Raw genomic sequence first — 16,431 nt, 5'->3', positions numbered from 1 at the left:
GCGGTAGTAGAGCACGTGATCTCGGATCCCTGATAGCTGCCGTTGGTTCTCCCAGTTATGGATGAACCTGAACAACCCGGCGTGAGCCCAAACCGTCGTTCGTCAGTCTGAACGCGAATCACGAGTCTTGGCTAGCGAGCCGTTCGCGATCATAGCGGTAGACAGCCAAGAAGCGGGCAGTTTTATAATATTTTGATCGGGTAACTCTTCTCAACAGTGAGTAATAGCGTCATCAAGCCCTCCTTGGAGCGAACTTATCACAACTCCATCATGAGCATGTTTCGGTTCAGTGCGAAGATGAGCGTTGGCGGATAAAGTCCTTATCCGCCCCATTCGGATCATCGTAGTCGAACAACCTGGAGATCGCTCCAATACTCACGGCGTAACAATTGGGAAGTTGCCCAAAGGCCCGTCAAACAGGCCGGCGAAGCGCCGCACCAAGGCGTAATCGTCTGACCCAAGGATGGAATGACCATCACCTGTCAATTCCGCAAAGAACTGAGCGGCTGAAAGCTTCAAAATCGGCGCGCCGCCAAGCGGCGCGTCGGCCTCTTCATGGATAAGCACCGAGTTGCGCACTTGCACGATCTGTCGTTTTCCAGTCGCCGGGTCGACGATGGTGAAGGCAAGCTTCACGCCTTTTGCCCGCTCGGGCACCAGTCGCACCGCGATGGTATCCAGCAACAGATCGGTCGGCAGACCCTGTAGCCCGGCGAAAGGCGAGGCCCGTTTCGGCTCAAGCGGACCGCGTCGCAGTTCGACTGCGGCCTCGAGATAGCCGTTGCGCCAGGTTGCACTCTCCGCCTGATAGGCAAGTTGCTCGTACAGATCGGCCAGCACGAGCTGGGCATTGCGGTTTTTCGGATCCGCGAATACCAGCTTGTTGAGCAGTTCGACCGCCCAGCGATTGTCGCCCTTGTCGATCGCGGCTTTGGCCAGTGCCAGAACGTGCGCATCGCCGCCGAGCGCATCGATATAGTGGTTAGCGCCTTCGGTCAGCGTCATGGGATCGAGGTTGGCCGGATTCCCGTCATAATAGCCCATGTAGCGCTGGTAGACGGCCCGGGAATTGTGGCTGAGCGTGCCGTAGTATTCGTGATTGTACCATTTGGCCGCAAGGCTATCGGGGTACTGGAGGGTGCGCGCGATCTCGGGCCCGGTGAGGCCGTCGTTCATCAAGCGAACGCTCTGGTCGTGCAGGTATTCGTAAGCGTCGCGCTGGTTGCCCAGGTAATCAACGATCTTCTCCTGTTCCCAACGGGGCCAGAAGTGCGAGGTGAACAGAACCTCGGTGCGACCACCGTAGCGGCTGATCGCCTCTGTCAGTGCATTTGACCAGCTCTTGGTGTCGCGCACCAGGGCGCCGCGCGCAGGCAAGGCGTTGTGCAGCGTACCGTTGGCATCCTCGGCCAGGCACAAGGCTTTGAGCTCGGGTAGATAGAAAAACATCTCCGCCGGAGCCTCGGTATTCGCAGCCATCTGGAACTCAAAGCGCAATCCGTCGATCGTCAGCGTTTCGCCGGTCTGCTTGATATCGTGGTTGGGAATGATCGGCAGGCGAGCGCGTGGTGTGGCAGGAACCTGCCCCGGCTGCGCCTCGACCGGCTTGATCTGCGGACCGAGACCCAGGTTGACGTTGCCGGTAGCCGTAACGGGAAGTCCAAAGCCGAACTGGAAGGCAGCCCGACGGATCATCGCCGGGCCTGCGATGACCGCTTCCCCAAGAATCTCCTTGATGAAGCCTTCCGGTGCAATCACTGGCACGTGCCGGGCCGCGACTTCCTCATCGGATATCACCGCACGCACGCCGCTATAGTGATCGGTGTGACTGTGGGTGTAAATGACGCCCGTGACCGGCTTTTTTCCGAGATGCTCGTAAACGAGTTTCATCCCCGTGTAGGCTTCAGCGTCGTATCCCGGGTCCACGACGATATAGCCCGTATCGCCGACTATCACCGTCATATTGGAGATGCTGAATCCGCGGATCTGATATATCCGTTCAGCGACTTTGAAGAGACCATGCTTCTGCAGCAATTGCGCGTTGCGCCAAAGGCTGGGGTTCACCGTATCGGGCGACGCTTGACTGAAGAAGGCGTCGCTATCCAGATCCCCGACAACTTGACCATCCGGATTGCGCAGCTTGCCATCCGCCACGGTCGCAATGAAGCCGCGTTGGACCAGATCATAATCTTCGCGATCGCTCGTCGGTAGCGTTTGTGCGAAGGCGCTGAGACGCTCACGGGTCACGGCGCTGGCCGGCTTTCCAGCGTTCACCGTAGCCCCAACTTCGGGCGCGCCACCGGGCGCGGCTTCCTGAGACAGGGCAGGCACCGCCAACAGAGCAAGAACGGCGGTTGAAACGGCACAAACACTGCGATTATGCATGATATCCTCTCGAATTTTCAAGCAATGATGGAAGACCGGTTGACGGCGGCGATCTCAAGGTAAGGAGAGGCGCGCCGTGCAATCGGGCCCGCCTCTCCCACACTCCGCTTGCCGGTAGAATTTACGCCTAAATCAGGGCTTGGACGATTGACCCGTGGCCGCCTCAGGAATTGCCACGCCTTTCTGCGCGGCATAACGGCCCCAGTCCGCAACAAGCTCTTCCAACTTGTCCGGATATCTGACGGCCAGATCCGTGCTTTCTGCCGGATCGGTCGCAAGGTTGAACAACTGCCATTTGCCCTCGCCCACGCCGTCACGAGGATAGGTCGAACCGGAAGTCGGCAGGTAGACGAGTTTCCAGTCTCCCTTCCGAAGCGCCCGTCGGAAGAAGAGTTCGGTGCCGACAGGCTCGTCGGGGGTTCGAACCTCGGCAGATTTCTCGGCGAGGACCGGCACCAGGCTATGCCCCTCGAACGGCAGGATCGCGCGGCCCTTGAACGTTGTCGGCTGCGCCAGCCCGGCGAGGTCAAGCAGCGTTGGCGCGATATCAGTGACACTCAGATTCCCACGGGCGATACGATTGCCGACGACGCCCTTGCCAGCGGCAAAGGCACTGACCCGGGTACCGCCCTCGGTCGGATAGCCTTTGACTAGCCAGGAAGGGGTACTGTTTGCCTGCGCCCATCCGGCGCCGTAGCCCACATATGAAGTGGCATTCCCGATATTCTCGAGGCTATTGTCGATGCCCAGCTTTTTGGCCCCGCCGGGAACTCCGCGAACCTGAAAAGGCGCATTAATCTCACTGCCTTCCGGGCCGTTGTCCGATAAGAAAACGATGACGGTATTCTCGTACTGGCCGGTGCGCTTCAGCTCAGCAATCACGCGGCCCACATTCTGGTCCATGCGATCGACCATGGCCGCATAAACTTCCATCTTTCGCGCCTCGAGCGCCTTTTCGTCGCTCGTCAGGCTGGCCCATGGCTTCACTCCGTCAAGGGGATGGGGCTGCTGGTCGAGGGCGACCAGGCCGAGCTTCTTCTGCCGCTCAAGACGTTCGGCGCGAAGCACTTCATAACCGGCATCGTAGCGGCCCTTGTACTTCGCGATCGTTTCGGCCGGGGCCTGCATGGGCCAATGCGGTGTGGTGAACGTAAGATAAGCGAAGAAAGGACGTGCATCTTTCGCACCGCCATCCAGGAAGGAGATCAGCTGATCGGCGAAGTAGTCCGCGGAGTAACGTCCGACGGGAAACCGGACCAGCTTTCCATCCGCCCGGTAAAGCGTGTTCGCCTTGGCCTTCTTCCACGCGCCGTCCTGATCGGCCCCGAAATGATTGCCCAGCCCCTGCAGCAAGGCAAAGGAATGTTCGAATCCGCGCGCCGCCGGGCCGCGATCCTCGGTCAAGCCAAGGTGCCATTTGCCAGACATCAACGTGCGATAGCCGCCCTGCTGTAAAAGCTCGGCTATCGAAGCTACGCGGTCGTTCAGATAGCCTTCGTAGCCCGGCCGGCCTGCAAGTGACGGCGATAGCGATTCCGCCATGGTGCCGATCCCCGCCTCATGATTGTCCACTCCGCTCAGCAGCATGGAGCGGGTGGGCGAACACGTCGGCGCGGTATGGAATCCGGTGAACCGAACGCCGCTGGCGGCAAGCGCATCGAGGTTCGGGGTTGCGATTTCACCACCAAAGGCGCCCAGATCCGACCATCCGAGATCATCGGCCACGATCACCAGGAAATTGGGCCGTGAAGCCTCACGTTGGGATGAAGATCCGCTCAAGGGCGACTGATTTACCGGTTCCGGGTCCGCTTGCGCCATAGCGATGGGAGACATCAAGGTGCTCACGAGAGCTGCGGCAATCAAGGCGGACTTTCCCGTCACGTCGGTTCCGTTCTTAGCTATGTATGACGCGGCAACCCTAACCACGCGCTGCACGGTAGTCTAAAAAGATTTCTCAACTAAATTAGTAGAGAAACTTCTCCAAGCCCGGCTATCGCGATCCTCGCGCCCAATCTCAGGAAATGCGCCGGGTGAAACGCTTGGCGCTGGCGGCGCTTGTCCCAGCCTTAAAGGACGACCAAGAGCGAATCTTGCATACACGAAAGGTCTTTTTGCATACACGGCCTTTACTCAACCGAATTATGGCTGAACCTAAACGCCGTGACGTGGGACATTCGCGACAGTCTGCTTACCGGCGGCCGCCCCGGGAAAGCCGACGTTCGCTTCGCCGCTACGCGATCCCGCAACGGCGGCTTGGAAGGGGACATTCCCGAACGTGGGCTTTAAAACAGCAGACCAAAAAAGCTCCACAGCTCATAGGTTGCCGAGAACTTGAGGGCGACAATGCGCCCTTTGTCTTTCGTTCAGCTGGCTGGCGAACGTTTCAGTTGCAGATCCAATGGCTAATGGTCGCTGCGCTGCACTCGATCGCAGAGATTTGTGGCGTTTTCGGTTGTGAACGAGAGCCGGTGGACGGCATATCATCGCCTCGACGACCATTCTGTTTGTCGCGCGCGCCGCTCTCGCCAAACGCCGCTCAAACCAAAGACTTGGCTGCGCAAGGCGAAAAGCCATAGTGTGCAGTTCGAGGACGATATCTGGTGCCAACTCTACCGGCTTGGCTACCGACAGATCAATATCGATGAGACTTTCTGCTTGCCGTTCGGTCCGAACACAGTCGAGAAGAAGCAAATCGACGTAGCCGCGATCGATGATAACGCGGTGTTGTTGGTCGAATGCAAGTCGCTCGCTCATGCAATGCGTCGCGCGGAGAGCAGGAAGGCCGGACTGCTGCATGGCCCTAATCGAGCGTGCCATCATAGTTGCTTCGCGCGTGCCGTCCGGTCCGTCACCAAAAATGAAGATGCCTGATCCAAGCATATGCATCGCCATCGATTGAGCAAAGCGCTCGAACGAGTGTGTCGAAAATAATCTGAAATCAAGGTCTATGACTGCCTCCGCAGCAAGCGTCATATCTGACTTGGCAAGCGGTCCATAAGGCGCAGCAATGAAAGGTTATCCGGCTCCTCTGGCTCGAGCTGTCCGCGGGCACCTGGGGCGTAATGCCGCCGAACCCCTCAGCCTGGAGCCATAAAGCGTAATCGGCGGCTGGCATTCGCCAAAAGCGCTCTTGCCTATGTGTTTTTTTGTGCACAGGCAAGAGCGCTCGCGATGCTGGAAAAGGCATGCCGTAGTACCTAGCTGTACGAGGGCTTGAGGTGCGCTTCGGATGGAGCGATCGCTACATTTCGAACGAAATCGAAGGTGCTAACGTTCGGCCGGGGCAGCATATGCTAGGCCGTGAACCAATAAACGGTTGCGGCGCTTACACGATGCTTGCAATTGGCCGGCGTCTGTCTGAGATATTGTTCAGGGGGCGATGCGGGACTCGCCATTGTGGAGCATGGCGTGTCCGGTGACGGAGAGAAGCCACTATTTGGAACCGTGCCTGGCAACCTTTTCAGGTTGTTCAGCGGAGCCTCGCGCTATTTCTTCGCCGATCTTCTGACTCACCTTGCCGACGACCCTTTCGGCGTCACCGGGGAGATCGTGACGCGCAAGCGACTGTTCGGGTCGATTTCGGAGTTCATCGATCGCTCGGGCCGGGCGGCTGCGCTCGACGCCCTTTCTGGCGAAGACCTTGGAAGTGGCCCAAGCTATGTGGCCGCGTATAACCGGCTCCGGGATACTGGCTGGCTGATCGAATATCGCGATCGCTATCGCAAGGTCGTGGATTTCGACCCCGCTGCCCGGCTGCTGCTCCATACCTTGCTCGACATTCAGAGCGGCCGCGTCCGCTCTTATGGCGGTGCGGTCCTCAATGTGCTGACCCTGTTGCAGTCGGTCGAGCAGGAGCCGGCGGCCAAAGCGCTCAACATCCGCGAAGCCGCGCTCGCCGCGCGGGGATTCATGAACCACCTCCGCACCGTCGCCGGCACCATGCGACGGGTCGAGAACCTCATCATGGCGCAGCCGACGGCAACCGCGCTCGTGCGCCGGTTCGTCTCCGATTTCATTGAAGCCAGTGTCGTGCAGGACTATCGCAATCTCCAGTCGCGCGAGAGTCCCTACCGCTTTCGTGGTGACATCATCGAGCTGGGCGACAGGCTGCTTGCCGATGAGGCCGCGCTCGGCGACATCGCCCTAGGCTGGGTGACGGGCGGTATTGCGCGCAAGGCCGAGGCCGCGCGCGAAGCGATCATCACCGATCTGCGTGACATCAATCGCGTATTTTCCGCGATCGACGACCATGTGCACGATATCGAGACAACGACGCATCGGATCGAACGGCGTATGACTAACGTCGTGCGGTTCAGCGACCGCATGGCAACGATCAGCACCGAACGCATTTTAGTGGCGATCGAGCTTTTGGGGAAATCGACGCTCGTCGAGCAGGACGACGTCGGCGCGCGCATCGGCCTACAGCTTGAAACGCTGCCCATGGCCACGTCCCAACTTTACCTGCCGGCACGGAAACGGCGGCCGCCCGAAGAGCGAGAGGTCGAGATCAGGCTCCCCGATCCGGCGATGGCGCTCTATTTGCGCGCGGTCGATCTCTTCCAGATGCGCGTCGGGATCACGCCCGAGCGCCTTGCCGCCTATGTCGAGCGCGCGATGGGGACGCGGGAAGAACTCGCTGCCGCTGAGTTCCCGGTGAGCGATTTGGACGACTTCCTGGCCTTCGAACGGCTGCACGAAGCCGGCCTGGCGCCGCTGAGTGATCGTTTTGATTATGAGGAATTGAACGGGACCGTGGCCAACGATTGGATCGAGCGCCGAAACTTCGTCGTGCGCCGCAAGCTGGAGACGGTCGATGGCTGAACTCAGGGAGGTTGCAAACCTGCTCGATGGCGCGAAGGTCACCGAAGAAGAATTGCAGACCGCGCTTCAGGCGCTGCTGTTTCATCAGTGCCTCTATGAAGACTGGCCCTATCCACCGGCCTATCGCCTGATCGTCCGGCATTTCGCGACGGTCCAGTCGATCGTGCGCGCATTTGGCTACCGGCTCGTCAATCACGCCGTGGCCGGCATGGTGGTGCTCGAAGCGGATGGCGTCGTCTACGGCGTGCATATGGCGCGGCTCAAGAAGGACGAGACGATCGCCCTGCTGATCCTGCGCCTGCTCTATGCCGAGGGCATCAGCTCGCTCGACGAACGCGGCCGTGTGTATAGCAATACCGACGACATTCACGATCGGCTGCGAACGGCGGGTGAAGAGCCGCCAGCCATGACGCGGCTGGTGGAGATCCTAAAAGGGTTCCAGCGCAAAGGTCTGGTACGCCTCGGCGAACATGATCCGGAAGAAAAGATCCTCCAGCTTCAGATCATGCCCGGCATTACCGTGCTCGTTCCGGATGTCTATGTCGAAGCCGTGATCCTCTGGCTCGAACAGCGCGCATTTGGTGAAGAAGCCGACGCGCAGCAGCCGGCCACCGACTCGATGCTCGCGCATCTTGCCGACTATCGCGCCAATCTCGGCGCAGAGCCGGTGGAAAGCTCTGATATGGCCGACGAGGCAGACGCGCAGGACGATCCCAATGCATGAACTTGAGCGTATCGTCCTGCACCAATGGGGTGTGCTCGCCAGCCAGGATATCGACCTGCGCGGCAGTGTCGCGATTCTGGGGCCGACCGGCGCCGGCAAGAGCACGATCATCGATGCGCTGCAGGTGATCATCACCGGCGCGAACACCAATTTCTATGACCTCAACAAGTCGACGGGCGGACGCAATGAGCGGCGCATTCGCGATTATTGCCTCGGCTATGACAGCCATATTTCCACCGATGGTCCCGCCCGCGATAGCGCTGACTCGCTGATCGCCTTAGTCTTTCGTGATCGTCAGTCAGGTGCGCCGATCACCATTGGCCTGATCCTGTCGGCCTATAAGGACGAGGCAAAACATGACCTGCGCGCGCGGTTCGTGGCGCCGGGCCTTGGCCTCAGGCTCGACCAGTTGGTCGAGGTGCGCGACGATAATCGCCGGGTCATGCCCGTCGCGGCGCGACTGCTCGACCGGTTGAAGGTGCTTTGTCCGCAGTTGCGCAACCACCTCGGTACCGCGATCGGCTATGTCGATGATTATCTGCTGGCGATGCGCCCGCGCAGTGCGGCCCCGGATTCCAAACAGGTGCTGCGGAATTTCAAGGAGTCGATCGCCTTCGAGCCGATCGATGACCCGACGAAGTTCGTGCGCAAGCATATCCTCGAAGAAGACAATATCGACGTCGATGGACTGAAAGGTTCGATCGAGCGCTATCGTTTCCTCGAAACCGAGGTGAAGAAGCGCGAACAGCAGCTCGCCGAGATTGCCGAGGCGCGGCAACGCATGCAGCTTTGGGCGCGGCATCATGTCCGCCATAATGTCTTGCGGTTCGAGATCGCTCATGGCGATCGCCGCCGCCTCGATCTGGTGCTAGCACGCATCACGCAAGACCGCGGGGTTCTCGCGCAGGACCTCGCCCGCGAGCTACGCTCGCGCCAATTGTCGCTCGGCTATATCGAAGAGTGCCAAACCAACATCCTCCGGCTGAAATCGGTCCTCGCCGAATCCGGATCGAGTCAGTTGCGCTCGCTCGATATCGAGCAGGAAGCGGCGCAGGCCAAGCTGCGCGGCGGCAAGACAGCCGCGATGCGCCGATTGACCCAGCTCACGCGCCTGGCCGAACTCTCGAGGATCGCCGACCGCATCCCGAACGTCTTTCGTGCGAACCTTGCCGCGGCGTCGAGCTTGCTCGCGCTGACTCGCGGTCGCGGCGCCGAACAGCTCGGCGCGGTGGATAGCGAACTGGTTGCGCTCGAACCGCAGGTTCTTGCTCTTACCGGCGCGCGCCAGAGCTTGCAGCAACAGGAGGAAGCGCTCCGGGTCGAGCTTGGCCGGACCAAAGCGCGGATGGATGAGCTGGAACAGGGCCTCCAGACCGCGACCGACGGCGCGATCTTATCTCGTCATGTTCGCGACTTCATGCGGCTGCTTGCCGCTGACGGCATCAGCGCGGTCGCGCTTCCCGACATCGTCGATGTGTCGGACCCGGCTTGGGCGATGGCGCTTGAGATGCTGCTCGGCGCCAATCGCGAAGCCTTGATCGTGCCGAGCGAACGCCTCTCGGACGCCTTTGGTATCCTCTATCGCGAACGGCGCGACCTCCATGGCTGCCGCCTGATCGATACGCGCAAAACGGCTGCGTGGCGCGGCAGCGTGTCGTCGAACTCGATCGCCGCGATCCTAGTGACGGAAAATCCGGATGCGCGCGCCTTCATCGAACGGCAGGTCGGGCGCTTCGAGCGCGCGGAGACCGATGATGACCTGCGGCGCATGGAACAGGCGATCACCAAGCGCGGCAAGACAACCGCCGGCATGGGACTGCGGGTCTATCAGGACCTGCAACCCAAGTTCGGTAAGACCGCGCAAGCATCGGCGGCGCAGCGCGACCGGGACGAACTGGCCGCCTTGTCGCAGAACTATTCGGCCATTTCGACCATCCGCGACGCCATACTCGCCGGGCTGGCGGCAATGGCGGCGCTGGTCGATGATCCCGCGGACGTGTTGGCGGTTGCGCTCGGTGATATGGCGGAAGCCGAGGCAAGGCTGCGCGGCACCGCCAAGGCCCGCGAGCAGGCGGAAACGCTCGAGGTCAAGCATACCCGAGCCGAGATCGCCGATCTTGAAAGCGACATCAAAGGCTATCGCCAGGAGATTGCGGACGAGATCGAACCGCGCATCAAGGAATTGCAGGAGAAAGATACCCGGCTTCAGGTCCAGGCCGGCGTTGCCGACAAGGAGCGCACGACCCGCGAAGCCGAAGAAGCCGTCGCGGTCGAGCGGGAGGGCGGCGAGCCGATCGCGACGCTGATCGAGATTGCCGAGATCGATGATGTGATCGACCATGCGACCCAGCGCGTAGCCGTGCTGATCGACCTGTCACCCGCCGAAAAGGACCCGGTCGCGCGCTTGGCGGATCATGTCGCGCAGGCCCGCCGCGACGCTGAGCAACTGCCGCGACTTGCCGATGAGAGCGTCAAGCGGGGCCGCGCGCTCTACGGCAAGTTCGTCCAGGATTATCTGGGCGCCTCGCCGCTGTTCGACGACAGCGATATCGCGATCCTGCGCTGGTGCCAGACAAAGGAACGGCAGCTTGAGCAGGACGAACTGCGGCAATATCGCCAGGCCTTCGAGGATGCCCGTATCCAGATGGAAGCGGACCTGACCGAAGGGCTGATCAACCGGCTCTCGGACAAGTTTCAAAAGGCCCGCTCGCAGATCGAGCGCCTCAATCGCACGCTCCAGGATCGTCACTTCACCGGCCAGCGCTATGCATTCCGCTACCATATCAATGCGGCAATGAAGCCGATCCATGCGCTGGCCGAAGCCATCGCCGATAAGCCGCGTGTGGGCTTGTCGATGCTCGACGATGTCGATCTCGACCCCAAGGTGCGCGAAGGGTTCCGCGAACTCGAACGGCGCCTGTCCGACGAGGAACTGGTCAAGGACTTGCGAGACTATCGGCGGTTCTACGACTTCGATCTGCACATGACCAATGACCGGGGCCAGGAAACGACACTGTCGAAACGATCGGTGACCGGATCGGGCGGGCAGAAGCAGGCACCTTATTATGTCGCGGTCGGCGCGGCGATGGCGGCCGCCTATTATCCCAAGACGAGCCATGGCGAACCTGAGGGGGCCGGCCTCGTTGTGTTCGACGAGGCGTTCAACAATCTCGATGCGCCCAACACGCAGGCATTGCTCGCCTTCTTCCGCGATCTCAGCCTCCAGCCGGTGATTGCGGCGCCGGAGAAGGTGCGCGCGATGTTCCTCGAAACCGTAGATACGATCGTGTCGGTCAACCGGCATCCGGCGACGCAGGAGCCGGTCGTCACGGTGACCTACCCCAGATTGGAAGCGCGACAGGCGCTCATGGACGCCAATCCAGCGCATCGCGGGATCGAGGCGTTCCGGCCGCTGGCGCAAGATGCGGCGGAATGAAGCGTGATGGCAATCCGACGCGCCTGCTGAACAGGCTTATCGACGCGCACGAACGGCAATCGGACCGGACGCGGCGGATCATCGCGCGCCCGGCGCAAGCCTTTGCGGACAGCGGCGCGCGCGATGGGCTGATTGCGGGCCTTACGGCAGCGCGGGAGGCAGGTGCGGTGCTCCTCGAATGGGACCGCGATGCACCGCATCTGGTCGCGCGGGTCATTCTTGCCGATGCGGACATCTTGTATCGGCACCTCGGGCGCACCCCATCGCCGGCGCTTACAGCTTCGGCGATTGCCGGGCTGGCCACGATCTCGCCGAACAGCGAGATCGGCATCGAAATTCTGGAGGCGGTGCGTCACCGCTGGCAGGCTGGTGCGGCCTATCTTGGGCTTGGCCCGGACAAGCTCGACGATGCACTGGCGCTGGTGCGTGCAGCGGACGCGGCTTTTGCCGATCTGGGCGAGGCGCCGCTACCGTTGCGTACGAGGTCGGCGCGGCTGCTCGGCGACAGCAAGGCGCTCGAACGCCAGCTCAGCCGGCTCATTGGCCACCTCAAACGCAGCGGCCGGCTTGAAAATTCGCTCGACCGCAAGGCGGCGCTCGATGCGCTTGGGCTCGCCAAATTTCCGCAACCGGTACTGGTCGCGGGGCCGATCAAGATTGCGAACATGGGCGCCGACCGACTGCCCTATCTCGGCATTCCGCCCGAATCCCTGGAGTCCATTTCGCTGACACGGCCGGTGCGATCGGTGCTCACGATCGAAAATCTGGAGAGCTTTCACCGCCATGTTCGCGAGGCGCGCGAGCCGGATGGGGTCGTGGTCTATTGCGCTGGATTTCCGCCGCTCGGCGTCGTGAGGATCGTGCGCCATCTGATGCAGGCCGCGAACCTGACCATCTTGCGTCATTGGGGCGATATCGATCCGGGGGGCATCCGGATCGGCCGCTATCTCGAAGAGGCGGTGGGGCTGCGCGTACGGCCGCATTTGATGTCGGAGGCGCTGGCGCGGGCGCACGGCAAGCGGCAGGCTTCAACCGCGATCGTCATGCCAACGGATTCCGCTTTCGCCGGCCTCGCGCAATTCCTGGCCTCCGAAGACGCGCACTGGCTCGAACAGGAAGTTCTGGAGCCAGCTTGTGTGCAGTCGATCGAATGAAAGGCGGGATGGCAGAGACCTATACTGGATTTCTCGTGCCATGCGCGAGATCGAGGCTCGTTATCTGGCATGCCATCATATATTTGACGCGACAGAATCTTGGGAGGGGGATGGTATGACGAGCACGCAACTATGGTTAATGGCGATTGCTTAATGGCGGACAGCGATGCGATCGAGGCGCAACGCGAAGCGACGGCCACGATCCGCGGCTATATCTATCAGTTCGACGCCAGCATTCTCGCGGTGCTTGGCGCAACGAGCGACGAGACGGTGACGGTCGAGGGCGTCGAAGATTTCGACGTTCTGGCGGGTGAGACTGACACGCACGGTCAGGTCAAATATTATGAGGCGCAAAAGCTCACCAACGCCACCGTCCGCGATGCGGTGCTGCCGATGCTTGAGGGCTTTCTGCGCTATCCGGCCGACATGCGGAAGCGGAAGCGCTACGTCCTGTACGGCCATTTCAAACAGGCACCCGAAACCGCTCCGACCTATTGCCTCGCGGACATGCAGCATATTCTTATCCAGCGCCCGTACCGGGTCGACGCGGCGACCGGCGAAAAGGTGCGCGTCGAGGTCAATCTGCAAAGCAAAGTCGGTGCGACGGATGATGAGATTTCGGATTTCTGCAGCCGCTTTTCCGTCAAGCTCAGCGAAGCCTTCGATGCCCACCGCGCCCGTGTCATCGCGGAGCTGGTCAGTGCCCTTGGCGTCTCGAAGCTGGAGGCCGAACACTATAGCTATCCTTCTGCCCTGACGGCCATGGCCGCCCTGTCGTCGGTCACGACAAAGTCGGCGCGCACGACCAACCGGGCTGCATTCCTGCAGCTTATCCGCCCCAATGTCGCGATCTATTCTGCCTGGGCGCTGCGCGAAGAAGGCGAGAACACCTACTGCAAGAAGATTCGCGAGCTGCATTTCGCGCGCTTGAACATCGACAGTCGCGAGCGCTTTTTCATCCTGACCCTCGCCCAAACCGATAGCATCGACGAGCTGCATGAGTTGGTTCAGCATATTATCGGCAGGTGGAGCAGCCACCGGATGGGCAGGACGCCCGCCAAGGAACGCTACGCACCGTTTTTCTTCCTGCCGGGCGTGACGGCGGCGACGCTGGCGGCTCTCAAAGGGCGGCTGGTGGGCGACGGCCACAAGATCACCGACGGCTTCGCCTATCACGGCGCTGCGTTCTCGACGGACCATCTGATGCTGCCGCAGACGCGGGACTATCCAGTTTCGGCGCGGTTCGTCGGCAGTGCTGAGGAGCTTGAGGCGGCGCTTGCTGCGGCCAAGCGCGCGCGGCTGGTGATCCAACTCCATGTTGGCGATCCGCACGATGTCGCGCCGGCGATCCAGCAGATTGCGATACCCATCAACAGCGCCAGCATGGCCAGAAAGATCGTTTAAGGGGTGAGGCATGAGCGGCGAGGAAGACATCAATGCCGAGGTCGTCTCGGTTTTTCCGAACAAGGTTCGGATCGCGGTGGACGATCTGGCGTCCTTTCAGATCGCCGAGCAGTCGCTGCGCGTCGGCTCGTTCCTGAAGATATCGGACAATGACGATGTATCGCTGATCTGCATCATCGAGAGTTTCGCGATCGAGCTGCGCGAAAAGCGCGACGATACCAAGCGGGTCTATATCGTCGAGGCCTATCCGCTCGGCACACTGTGTGGCGGCGTGTTTCGCCGCGGTGGCGATGAGCTGGCCATCCCGCCGAAAAAGGTCGTGCCCGCGTCGCGCGCCGAGATCGCGGCGATCTACGCTAATGCCTTTGCGGAAGCGCAGCGTTGTTGCTTTTCGACGCTCACGCGTCAGCGCGACGTCAAGGTCCCTGTCCATGGCGATCGCTTCTTCAACAAGCATATCGCCGTCGTCGGCGCGACGGGTTCGGGCAAGTCGTCCAGCGTGGCGACAATCCTTCAGGAAGCGACCTCGGCTAAGGCCAGCGAATATACCGGCCTCAACAATTCGCACATCGTCATCTTCGACATTCACGGCGAGTATAAGTCCGCGTTTCCGAGTGCGAACCTACTCAGCGCCGACGATATCGTCCTCCCCTATTGGCTGCTCAGCGACGGAGAAATGGAGGACATGTTCCTCGAATCCGGTGACAGCAACAATTACAATCAGGAAGCTTTGCTGCGCACTCTGATCACGCATTGCAAGGAGATGGCAAACCCGGGCGCGGTCAAGGTGAGCTTCGACAGCCCGGTGCCCTACGACATCACCCATCTGCAAAACTGTCTCGCCAACTTGGCGCGCGAGACCAAGGATGCCAGCGACCCGCTCACCATCGAAACCAAGGCGGGCGTCGTCACAAGTTTTGCCGATGAGGGCACGCGGCTAACGGCCTATGCTCAAGCGCTGATCGACTTTGCCGCCACGAAGCATTCGAAGATCAACAAGGGCCCCTATGCCGATGGCAGCATCGACAAGTTCGTGCGGCGCATCGCGGCCAAGATCGGCAATCCGCGCCTCAATTTCATGTTCGGCGATAAGGCCGCGAAAGCCACGCTGGAAGACGTGCTTCGCCAGATCACGGGCTATGAGAAGACGAGCAGCGCCAATGTCACGATCATCGATCTGTCCGGCATCCCGTTCGAGGTGCTCAGCATCACGGTCTCGCTGGTGACGCGGCTCCTATTCGATTTCGCCTATCATGCGCGCCGGACGAGCGGCACCTGCGAAACCCCGTTCCTGCTGGTGTATGAGGAAGCGCATAAATATGCGCCGCGCAGCGATCTCGCGCGGTTCAAGGCCTCGCTCAATTCGATCGAGCGGATTGCCAAGGAAGGCCGCAAATATGGGGTCAGCCTGCTGATCTCCAGCCAGCGCCCGTCGGAGATTTCCGAAACGATCTTCTCCCAGTGCAGCAACTTCCTCGCTATGCGCCTTACGAACCCCGAGGATCAGGCCTATGTGAAGCGGCTGTTGCCCGACACGCTCGGCAATCTGACCGCTGGCCTCCCGGCGCTTGAACAGGGCGAGGCCCTGCTCATCGGTGATGCCGTCACAATGCCGTGCGTGGTCTATGTCAGGCCATGTTCGCCCCAGCCGTCGTCAAATGACATCCGCTATTACGAAATTTGGAAAAATCCGTGGCATGCGGCCGGCTTCTCGGTCAGTTTCGACCAATGGCTCAAATAGGCGCTGCTGCCTGAACAATCCAGTCGACGATGATCGGGATCGGGCCAACTTGAGCTTGGCGTCCTCGCCTTCGGCAAAGGTGTTTGTGGCGGTCAATTGCGCCTGCGCCGTCGCCATAGACGTCCAGTCGATGCTGTGCGTGCAGGCCTGCGCGGCACCCAGCATACGGATGAGTGGATCGGCACGGCCGCTCTGCGAAAAGGCCTTTAGCGCGCCGATATAGTCGAAGCGATAGGCGGTCGGGATGATGATCCGCTCCTCGCCGGCCGCGACAAACTCGGCGTTTATCATGATACGACCGACCATTGCTATCGGCGAAGGGATGCAATTCGTTGACGATGATCATCATGAACATGGCGCGCTGGAACGCGTCGTCGAGTACCTCCAGGAAGTCGAAGCCCTGTTCGAGCGTGCCCTCGACGAGATCCGGCGCGACAAATTGCGTCATAGCTGCGGGAATAGCGGACAGTCTGCACTTGGTGAGCAAAAATATAGCTCTGGGTGTCCGGGAAGGGTCGAGAACAACGAATAGGCCGATACCGCGCGTTTCATGCAACCATGCTCTTGCCGTCGGTGAGAGCAGCGGTGGGCGATGCACCAGCGAGATAGGCTGCGAGTTCGTGTTCGATGCCCTCGGGACTGTCAGGAATTCCGTGTGTGGGCAGGCGGTCGATCATCAGGCCGCCATGGCTCTGATGAAGCGTTCGCCGAAGATCACGGCAAACTGTGCCTTTGCCATGGTCCACTCACGTGGTGGCATCTTCCA

General features: G+C 60.8%; 12 protein-coding genes. 7 read left to right on the top strand and 5 right to left on the bottom strand.

Annotated features, from left to right (window positions below):
- Nucleotides 1-375 precede the first annotated feature (375 nt).
- The 3 genes from EDF58_RS22285 to EDF58_RS22275 all read right to left on the bottom strand — a co-directional run bounded on the left by EDF58_RS22285 (nt 376) and on the right by EDF58_RS22275 (nt 5,358).
- Entirely contained in the window at nt 376-2,385 is a 2,010-nt protein-coding gene (locus EDF58_RS22285; RefSeq protein ID WP_165921531.1) for an alkyl sulfatase dimerization domain-containing protein, read from the bottom strand.
- A gap of 132 nt (nt 2,386-2,517) precedes the next feature.
- A complete protein-coding gene (locus EDF58_RS22280; RefSeq protein WP_243654443.1) occupies nt 2,518-4,266 on the bottom strand; it encodes an arylsulfatase in 1,749 nt (582 codons plus the stop codon).
- Nucleotides 4,267-4,698: 432 nt separating this feature from the next.
- Entirely contained in the window at nt 4,699-5,358 is a 660-nt protein-coding gene (locus tag EDF58_RS22275; RefSeq protein WP_132269573.1) for a hypothetical protein, read from the bottom strand.
- Between the two features lie 435 nt (nt 5,359-5,793).
- Between EDF58_RS22275 and EDF58_RS22270 the strand changes: the two genes are divergently transcribed.
- From EDF58_RS22270 to EDF58_RS22245, 6 genes are all read left to right on the top strand, one after another.
- Nucleotides 5,794-7,206: a Wadjet anti-phage system protein JetA family protein gene (locus EDF58_RS22270; RefSeq protein ID WP_132269571.1), complete on the top strand. Its 1,413-nt coding sequence runs from the start codon at nt 5,794-5,796 to the stop codon at nt 7,204-7,206.
- Nucleotides 7,199-7,930 carry a DUF4194 domain-containing protein gene (locus EDF58_RS22265; protein ID WP_132269569.1) on the top strand — a complete coding sequence of 244 codons (732 nt, stop codon included), beginning with the start codon at nt 7,199-7,201 and terminating at the stop codon, nt 7,928-7,930. Before EDF58_RS22270 ends, EDF58_RS22265 begins: the two co-directional genes overlap by 8 nt.
- Complete coding sequence (locus EDF58_RS22260; protein ID WP_132269567.1) at nt 7,923-11,366, top strand: SbcC/MukB-like Walker B domain-containing protein; 3,444 nt, start codon at nt 7,923-7,925, stop codon at nt 11,364-11,366. Before EDF58_RS22265 ends, EDF58_RS22260 begins: the two co-directional genes overlap by 8 nt.
- The gene (locus EDF58_RS22255) at nt 11,363-12,520 is read left to right on the top strand and encodes a Wadjet anti-phage system protein JetD domain-containing protein (protein ID WP_132269566.1); all 1,158 of its coding nucleotides are present in this window, start codon (nt 11,363-11,365) and stop codon (nt 12,518-12,520) included. The genes EDF58_RS22260 and EDF58_RS22255 overlap by 4 nt, the downstream gene beginning before the upstream one ends.
- 153 nt (nt 12,521-12,673) lie before the next feature.
- Nucleotides 12,674-13,924, top strand: coding sequence for a hypothetical protein (locus tag EDF58_RS22250; protein ID WP_132269564.1), 1,251 nt, complete (start codon nt 12,674-12,676; stop codon nt 13,922-13,924).
- A gap of 10 nt (nt 13,925-13,934) precedes the next feature.
- Nucleotides 13,935-15,665: an ATP-binding protein gene (locus EDF58_RS22245; RefSeq protein WP_132269562.1), complete on the top strand. Its 1,731-nt coding sequence runs from the start codon at nt 13,935-13,937 to the stop codon at nt 15,663-15,665.
- On the opposite strand, the gene EDF58_RS22240 is transcribed toward EDF58_RS22245, so the two are convergent.
- Nucleotides 15,579-15,956, bottom strand: coding sequence for a hypothetical protein (locus EDF58_RS22240; protein WP_165921530.1), 378 nt, complete (start codon nt 15,954-15,956; stop codon nt 15,579-15,581). The two genes, EDF58_RS22245 and EDF58_RS22240, sit on opposite strands and share 87 nt — an antisense overlap.
- Between EDF58_RS22240 and EDF58_RS22235 the strand changes: the two genes are divergently transcribed.
- On the top strand, nt 15,955-16,197 hold the full coding sequence (locus tag EDF58_RS22235) for a hypothetical protein (protein WP_165921529.1): 243 nt from the start codon (nt 15,955-15,957) through the stop codon (nt 16,195-16,197). The genes EDF58_RS22240 and EDF58_RS22235 overlap by 2 nt on opposite strands.
- 16 nt (nt 16,198-16,213) lie before the next feature.
- On the opposite strand, the gene EDF58_RS26675 is transcribed toward EDF58_RS22235, so the two are convergent.
- On the bottom strand, nt 16,214-16,342 hold the full coding sequence (locus EDF58_RS26675) for a hypothetical protein (protein ID WP_279388338.1): 129 nt from the start codon (nt 16,340-16,342) through the stop codon (nt 16,214-16,216).
- Between the last annotated feature and the right edge of the window lie 89 nt (nt 16,343-16,431).

This window comes from Novosphingobium sp. PhB57 (assembly GCF_004342985.1).
Lineage (GTDB): Bacteria > Pseudomonadota > Alphaproteobacteria > Sphingomonadales > Sphingomonadaceae > Novosphingobium.
This window is presented reverse-complemented; position numbering and strand designations above follow the sequence as displayed.

Excerpts from the sequence above, each read along its gene's own strand:
- EDF58_RS22245 (WP_132269562.1), top strand. The coding sequence starts at position 13,935 with ATGAGCGGCGAGGAAGACATCAATGCCGAGGTCGTCTCGGTTTTTCCG.
- EDF58_RS22255 (WP_132269566.1), top strand. The coding sequence starts at position 11,363 with ATGAAGCGTGATGGCAATCCGACGCGCCTGCTGAACAGGCTTATCGAC.
- EDF58_RS22235 (WP_165921529.1), top strand. The coding sequence starts at position 15,955 with ATGATACGACCGACCATTGCTATCGGCGAAGGGATGCAATTCGTTGAC.
- EDF58_RS22240 (WP_165921530.1), bottom strand. The coding sequence starts at position 15,956 with ATGATAAACGCCGAGTTTGTCGCGGCCGGCGAGGAGCGGATCATCATC.
- EDF58_RS22250 (WP_132269564.1), top strand. The coding sequence starts at position 12,674 with ATGGCGGACAGCGATGCGATCGAGGCGCAACGCGAAGCGACGGCCACG.
- EDF58_RS22265 (WP_132269569.1), top strand. The coding sequence starts at position 7,199 with ATGGCTGAACTCAGGGAGGTTGCAAACCTGCTCGATGGCGCGAAGGTC.
- EDF58_RS22275 (WP_132269573.1), bottom strand. The coding sequence starts at position 5,358 with ATGACGCTTGCTGCGGAGGCAGTCATAGACCTTGATTTCAGATTATTT.
- EDF58_RS22260 (WP_132269567.1), top strand. The coding sequence starts at position 7,923 with ATGCATGAACTTGAGCGTATCGTCCTGCACCAATGGGGTGTGCTCGCC.
- EDF58_RS26675 (WP_279388338.1), bottom strand. The coding sequence starts at position 16,342 with ATGATCGACCGCCTGCCCACACACGGAATTCCTGACAGTCCCGAGGGC.
- EDF58_RS22285 (WP_165921531.1), bottom strand. The coding sequence starts at position 2,385 with ATGCATAATCGCAGTGTTTGTGCCGTTTCAACCGCCGTTCTTGCTCTG.